A 7,600-nucleotide genomic window follows, 5' to 3' on the forward strand; every position below is an offset into this window, starting at 1 on the left:
TTCTTCAAACGCCCACACTTATCGACTGTTAATTTTTAAAGATCCTGCTGTGGTCACGAAGCGTTGTGTTCGTGAAGCAGAGAAACGAGATTATGGGGCACGCCCCAAATCTCGTCAACCCCTGCTCAGCACTATTTTCGTTTTTGCGGAACGAGTTCGATAGTTTGCTCGGTCGCGGCATCGACCGCCTTGCGCGACCAGAGCAGCGGGAAGTACTGGCCGGCGGCCCACTTGGGCGCCAGGTCGCGGTAATGCGGACTGGCCGGATCGCCCGATTGGCCGGGCGTGTTCATAGCCAGCGAATTATCCCAGCCGCCGACGTCGAGGATGATGCGGAACGAAGGCCCGTGCACATGCCAGAAGTTCGCCGGGTGATAACTCGACTGGTTCACGGTGGACGCCCCGCCCCCACGCCCGAAAGGACCGACATCGATTTTCGCGCGCGTTGCATCATCAACCACCTGCGATAGCGGATGCATGAAGTAGCTGAACTGCAGCGCGCCCCATTTCCACTTCGCGGGGTCCGGTCCCTGCAGGCGTTCCATATCGCTCCACGCGGAAGCGAGGCTGTTGAGCAGGATCTGGTCGCGGTTGGACGTGGAATTCAGGCCGAAGCGTGCGGCTGGCTTTTCCAGTGTCTCCAGCATCAGCGTGGTATCGGGCACGCCCATCGCGCGCACTGCCGCCGGCGGCAGCAATGCGGCCTTGAATGCGTTGCCCAAATGGCGCGACCACCAGACTTCGAACAGCGCGGCGGCCGGCGAGTTCGCCGACACCTCCGCATTCCACCCAGCCAGCAGGCGCAATGCGGACTGCGTCTTCATGTTCGAAGAGTTCATTGACTTGAGCAGCGCAAGCAGGCGGCGCGCGTGCAGCGATACCACGTCGTTCTGCAAGCGCTGCATATCGTCCAGCGTGGCGCGTGGCGTACCGGCCAGCACCTCGCTGATGCGCTGCATACGGGCGCTGTTGGCCCACTCGAAACCAAGCTTGTACGGGTAGCCCGCAGGCAGATTCATTTCGTTCGCGCTCGCGAACCAGCCCTGCTTCGGATTCAGCACCCAAGGCAGCTTCGCGCCATCGAGGAAGCCGCTCCATTCATGGCGCCCGTCGCCCGGTACCGGCATCAGGCCATCCCAGTTGGGACGCTGCGGAGCGATGCCGCCGGCTACCCAGCCGATATTGCCGCCCGTGTCGGCGTACACCTGGTTCTCGGCAGGCGCGCCCCAGCGCGCCATCGCTGCGCGGAACTGTTCGAAGTTCTGCGCCTTCATGTAGTCGATGCTGCCGAAGTAAGGCGCCGTGCCGGGCTGCGACCACGAGGTGCGGACTGCCAGCGCGCGGTCCTTCCCCGGCTCTTCGAAGATCACGGGCCCGTGGCGCGTGAAGCGCAGTTCAACGCTCGCTGTCCGGCCGCCCTGCACCGGCACGTTCTCCTTCACGATGCGGAAGTTCTCCCACTTGCCCCGGTACTTGTACTGCATGCGATTGGCGGGATTGATTTCGTAAACGTAAAGGTCTTCCTGGTCGATACCGAAAATCGTCAGGCCGAAGGCGATCTTGCCGTTGTGGCCAATCGATATGCCGGGCAGCGCGGGCTCGCCGCCGCCGATCGCCTCCAGGCCCGGCGCGCTGAGGTGGACGATGTAGCGCAGCGATGGCGCTGCATAGCCGCGGTGCGGATCGCTGGCCAGTATCGGACGGCCCGTCGCACTACGCGCAGGCGCGACCACCCAGGCGTTGCTGCCCTCCATCTGGTCCGGATTCAGCGCAGCGCGCGATGGCCGCAATGCCTCGCGCGTAAAGCGCACGTTCTCGGTCGCCATCATGAAAACGTCGAGCGCATTTTCGGGAAAGCAGGGATCGAGGCCTTGCGGCACCCTGGTCTTCCACGCAGGCGACAGCTTCGAACGGATTTCATCGGCTTTCAGGTCGGCATGGCAAACCACATAGGCGCGCTCGAATTCCTGCAGGAGGTTGCGCGTCAGCCCATGGCTGCGAATACGCACCACGTCCTCGGCGGCCCATTTCTCGGGCTTGTAGCCCAGCTCGCGGAATTCGAAGGGCAGCAGCTCCGGCTGGCGTTCGGTCAGTTCGATATAGGCGTTGATGCCCGCAACGAAGCGCTCCGTGATGGCCTGCGCGCCTTCGCCATAGGCAAGCCACTCGGCGGCCATGTCGCCACGATAAAGGAAGAGGCGGGCGGCGCGGTCCTGTTCAATATAGGCCGGACCGAATACCGAAGCGAGGCGCCCAAGGCCGCGCCGCCGCCACAGGTCGATCTGCGCCAAGCGGTCGCGCGCAGCATTGAAACCCTGCAGGAAGAAAAGGTCTTTCTGGTCGGCCGCATACAGGTGCGGCACGCCCCATTTATCGACCTGGATGCGCGCGGGCTGCGCCAGCCCGGCGGCCTCGATCGGCGCAGCGGACGCCGCGCCCTGATATGCAAACAGCGCGGCCGCAACCGCGCCCAGAAGCTGCGCCCGCAATTAGTGGGCGCCCGCCGCAGCCGGAGCCACTGCCGGCGACGCAAGGCGCATCGGCGGGATGGTCCAGTAGGTGATGGCGCGCCACAGCCACTCCATCGGGCCGAAGCGGAAGCGGGCCAGCCAGAAGTGGCTGAATGCTACCTGCGCCACCACGACGCAAACCACATAGCCCATCTGCGCAGTGCGCGACATGCCGAAGTTGCCGAAGCCCCAGCCGAAGAACACGGTGGCCGCGATCAGGGACTGCATCAGGTAGTTGGTGAGCGCCATGCGGCCGAACGGCGCCAGCACTTTGATCTTCGAGAACGATGCGCTATGCAGCATCAGCACCACCAGCGACACGTAGCCGATGCTGGCCGGCAGGTTGCCCAGCATGAGCAGGCCGGAGGCGAACTGGTAGCCGTCCGCACCGCCCGAACCGGGAATGGGACGCAGCGCAACCAGAGAACCGAGCAGGCCCAGGCCGATACCGACCGGCAGGCCATACATGGCCAGCTTGCGGAACAGCGGCAAGTGCGCCTTCGTATTTTCCATGATGCCGGAGCGGACAAACCACACACCCAGCAAGAACATGCCGATCAGGATGGTGGCGAAACCGACTTCGCCCGGCGCGTGCTCGGCGAAATTGTTGGCGCGCAGCGCCACGCCTTCAGCATACGTGCCTTTGGTCAGGACGCGGACCTCATTGTCGATCTTCTCCTGGCGTTCCTTCAGGCGCTTGGCACGCTGTTCGGCGCGTTCTTTCGCTTTCGCCTCGGGGCTGTCCTTCGCCGGCGCCGCTTTGGCGCTGGCGTCCGCGGTGGCAGCATCCTTGGCTGGCGCAGTTACGGCAGCAACCGCAGGTGGCGTAACAGGCTTTTCGGGGAACAGGTAGATCAGCGCACCGATGGTCGTCATCATGAAGAAGGAGAACACGTAAATACCAACGCCGAGGCGCCATGGGCGTTCGCTGGCCGGGTCATGGTACTTCGCGCTCAGGTAGCCGAGCAGGGTGACGATGAAGCCCAGCGTCGGAAGTGCAAAGCGGCCTTCACGCGGCGTGTTCGGGATGAACCACATGGCAGCGCCGGCGATCAGCGCGATGGTGCCGATCACCAGCATCACCACCGCGACCTTGGGAATGTGGCGGCGCTTCGTCACCTGCTCGCCGCGCAGCCACCATGCGGCGAAGCCGAAGAAGGCCAGGCCGCCAGCGATACCGAAGAAGGCGCTCAGGTCAGGCAGCGATTTCTCGGGCACGCCTGCCATGCCTATCAGTTTCGGGCTCAGGCCGGCCACCACGCACAGCACGATGGCCGTGACGATCCACTTGGCGCGGCCGTACAGCACCACCAGCAGCGCGGTGGCGCCGACTGCATAGCTGAAAAGGATGTCGCCCGACCACAGGAAGATGTGGTGGCAGGCGCCGAATACCGCCAGCGCGGCGATACGGCGCATATAGGGAACCAGGAAGCTGCGTCCGGCGCGTTCCGCGCGCGTCAGCATGACGGCAAAGCCCATGCCGAACAGCAGGGAGAAGATAGTCCAGAACTTGCCAGTCACGAAGTACTGGACGAAGGCGCTGACGAAGAAATCGATGCCGGTGCGGCTGGCAGGAATCCCGCTGCCCAATTCCGCAATGGCGCGGTTGAAGAACTCCACGTTCATCATCAGGATGCCGATCAGGGCAAAGCCCCGTACCACATCGAGCGCTTCGATACGATCACCGCCCGCGATGGGCCGGAGTGCAGGTGCCCCCTGCGACAGGTTTGCTTCCATGACGTTATCCCTTTTATTGTGTGGAACGAAGTGTGTCAAAGGATCTTACGTCAGCTGGATTGTTATCAACAAAATATTGCGACGAAATGGCAAATTCCGGCGACAGACGGTCGGAAAGCCGCAACAGGATGCAGCCTCCCCGTGACTCGCAAAGTGGTATGCACCGAAGCAGTGCGCCCAGGCATCCGGGGCGGCTGGCCATCGGCGCCTTCCGTCTCCGTAAATTTGTATCCGCGCCACGTCTTCCCCATTAATTCGCGATTTTTTCGACACCAGTGACGCAAACGATTGCGTGCAGTCCGCCGATCTGCGTATAAATGGTAAGTACCGCTCGCATACCACGAAGAGGAGACAGACCATACCAGTGGTAAAGGCAAGTGGTATATCCGACGTGATCACTTTCATGGGAACCATAATATGACGTTAAAGTTAAAGCCCCTGGCGGCAGCCACTGCTGCCTTGTCAATGATGTACACCCTGGCGCCCGGCGCTGCCGTTGCCCAGACCGCGGCAGCCGAGCCGGCGGCCGACCAGACCGTGACCATCACGGGTATCCGCGCCTCGATTGCCAAGTCGATGGCGGTCAAGCGCAATGCCGACACCAACGTTGAAGTCGTCTCGGCGGAAGACGTGGGCAAGATGCCGGACAAGAATATTGCTGACGCCCTGTCGCGCCTGCCCGGCGTGAACGTGCAGTACGGCGGCGCCCTCGCCATGGACGAGGCCGAGCGCGTGGCCGTACGCGGCACCAGCCCCAACCTGAACCTGGTCACTGTCAACGGCCACTCCCTCAGCGCGGGCGACTGGCACCTGGGCGACCAGGCCAGCAGCGGCCGCAGCGTGGGCTTCGGCCTGATGCCCTCGCAGCTGATCGGCCAGAGCATCGTCTATAAAACCGGCCGCGCCGATATTACGGAAGGCGGCATTTCCGGCAGCGTCGACATCATCACCCGCAAGCCGCTGGACTTCAAGAACGCGCTGAACGGTGAAATTGCGCTGGGCGTAGCGCATGCCACGCTGGCGAAGAAGACCGATCCGCAGGCCAGCGGCCTGCTGGCATGGAAAAACGAGGCCAAAACCTTCGGTGTGCTGCTGCAGCTGTTCAAGGAAGACCGCCACCTGCGCCGCGATGGCCAGGAAATTTTCGCCTACGACGTGCTGACGCCGGCACAGGCAGCGGCCGCCGGACAGCCCGGCCTGGCGGGCAAGCGCATGGCCAGCAGCCTGAACGCGGCCATGTTCGAAGGCCAGCGCAAACGCGAAGGCGGCTACATCGGCCTGCAATACAAGGACCGCGATATTGAAGTAAATGCCAGCGGCTTCCGCGCGGAGCTGAAGGCAGACAACTACAACAGCTCGGCCTATGCCCTGCCGTCGCAGCTGGTGCGCAACGGCTGGCAGATCCAGAACCCGGTGGTCGACGGCGCGGTGATTACCGGCGCCACGCTGGCCATGCCGGCAGGCGCCACCAGCCAGACGGTCGGCGTGCAGTTCGACCACTTCTACCGCAAGGCCGCCAAGTCCACCAGCGACTTCCTCGATCTCGACGGCAAGTGGCGTGTGACGCAGGACTTCACGCTGCATGCCCGCGCCGGCAGCACGGAAGGCAAAGGCCTGACGCCGTCGGAGCCGAGCATGGTATTCGGCCTGCTCAATCCTGCGGCAGTGAAGTATTCGCAAACCCCGGGCGATGCCGCGCAGTACTCGGTGCTGAACGCCGCCGGCCAGCCGATCGACATGGGCAATGTGGCGAACTTCTCGCTGATGAGCGGCCTGGCGCCGGCAGTGGAGTCGGTGGACAAGGAACGCTACGCGCACCTGGACGGCCAGTACGCATTGGACAGCAGCGTGATCAAGTCGCTGAAGTTCGGCGCGCGCGCCACCAAGCATGAACGCCAGTTCGACCGCTGGGAAGGCCGCTACAACGGGCAGGACAACGCGAACGGCCCGATCACGCCATCGCCATTCACGCCGGTGAACGGCGGCCTGCTGGTGAACAATGTGGTGCCGCTGGCGCAGCAGCCCGTTCCGGGCGCGGCGTATCCGGGCAATTGGTCGAACGGCATCGACGGCAACTTCCCGCGCAACTACTTCCGCTACAACCTCGGGCAGCTTGATGATTTCGCATCGAAGAACATCAACTGGGACCGTACGCTCAATCACAACTACACCAGCGGCTACAGCATCGAGGAAGATATCCGCGCGGCGTATGGCATGGCCGAATTCGAACTCAGCCCCCAGCTGAGCGGCAATTTCGGTGTGCGCTTCGTGCAGACCAAGCTGCAGTCCACTTCCTACCAGCTGATTCCGGCGGCAGCTTGCGCTCCGCTGAAGAACTGCGCGGTGGCGGGCGCGATTGTGGGCTCGCGTCTTGGCAGCTATGTGGCGCAGACGGTGGAAAGCACCAGCAACGAGTGGCTGCCCAGCCTCAATGTGCGCTGGGATCTCAACAACGACCTGATCGCGCGCGCCGCCCTCACACGCACGCTGGGCCGGCCAAACTACAACGAGCTGGCCGGCGCGGTGATCCTGGACGACCTGCGCGGCACCGGTTCGAGCGGCAATCCTGGCCTGAAGCCGATCACATCGAACAATGCGGATGCTACGCTGGCCTGGTACTTCGCGCCACGCGCGATGCTGAGCGGCGGCGTGTTCACGCAGCGCCTGCATGACTATGTGAAGACCGGCACTTCGGTGGTGGACTACTTCAATATCAGCCAGGGCAAGGTGACGCCGTACACGGTGACGTCGCGCAAAGGCGTTGGGGCCAAGCTGCATGGTCTTGAGGCCGCGCTGGAGCTGCCGATTGCGGGGGGCTTCGGCTTCGGCGCCAATGGCACTTACGTGAAGTCGGAAGATGCAGACGGCGTGGAGCTGCTGGGCACCTCGAAGCGCACCTACAACCTGCGCGGCTTCTATGAGGACGACAAGATCAGTGCCAGCCTGGCGTGGAACTACCGTAGCGATTACGCCATCGGCTTTATCGGCGACGGCACCAATACGGTTCTGAAGGATGCGGCCGGTAACATCACGCAGTACAACGGACAGCACCGCTATGCGGGTGAAGGCAGCCTGTCCCTGTCGCTGGGCTACAAGTTCACGCCATCGCTGAGCATTCACTTCGACGCGAACAACCTGAACGACCCGATCCGCCACACCTACTACATCACCAAAAACGCACCGGGTTACTGGCACCAGAACGGCCGCCAGTATTTCCTGAACCTGCGCATGAAGTACTAAGCTGGGGAATCAGAGAAGCCCGCGAAAGCGGGCTTTTTTTACGGCCGCGTAAACGTAAAAAAGCCCACCAGATCACTGGTGGGCTTTTTCGGTATAACAGCCTGACGATAACC

General features: G+C 63.0%; 3 protein-coding genes. 1 reads left to right on the top strand and 2 read right to left on the bottom strand.

The window, feature by feature from the left end; all coding sequences use genetic code 11:
* Window positions 1–131: 131 nt before the first annotated feature.
* Both ACJRPG_RS24750 and ACJRPG_RS24755 read right to left on the bottom strand, forming a co-directional pair.
* Entirely contained in the window at window positions 132–2,489 is a 2,358-nt protein-coding gene (locus ACJRPG_RS24750) for a penicillin acylase family protein (RefSeq protein ID WP_408002774.1), read from the bottom strand.
* Entirely contained in the window at window positions 2,490–4,247 is a 1,758-nt protein-coding gene (locus ACJRPG_RS24755; RefSeq protein ID WP_408002775.1) for a DUF418 domain-containing protein, read from the bottom strand.
* Window positions 4,248–4,664: 417 nt separating this feature from the next.
* On the opposite strand from ACJRPG_RS24755, the gene ACJRPG_RS24760 reads away from it, so the two are divergent.
* Entirely contained in the window at window positions 4,665–7,487 is a 2,823-nt protein-coding gene (locus ACJRPG_RS24760; protein WP_408002776.1) for a TonB-dependent receptor, read from the top strand.
* The last annotated feature ends 113 nt before the right edge of the window (window positions 7,488–7,600 follow it).

This window comes from Pseudoduganella rhizocola (assembly GCF_045984285.3).
Taxonomy (GTDB): domain Bacteria; phylum Pseudomonadota; class Gammaproteobacteria; order Burkholderiales; family Burkholderiaceae_D; genus Rugamonas.

Excerpts from the sequence above, each read along its gene's own strand:
- ACJRPG_RS24755 (WP_408002775.1), bottom strand. The coding sequence starts at position 4,247 with ATGGAAGCAAACCTGTCGCAGGGGGCACCTGCACTCCGGCCCATCGCG.
- ACJRPG_RS24760 (WP_408002776.1), top strand. The coding sequence starts at position 4,665 with ATGACGTTAAAGTTAAAGCCCCTGGCGGCAGCCACTGCTGCCTTGTCA.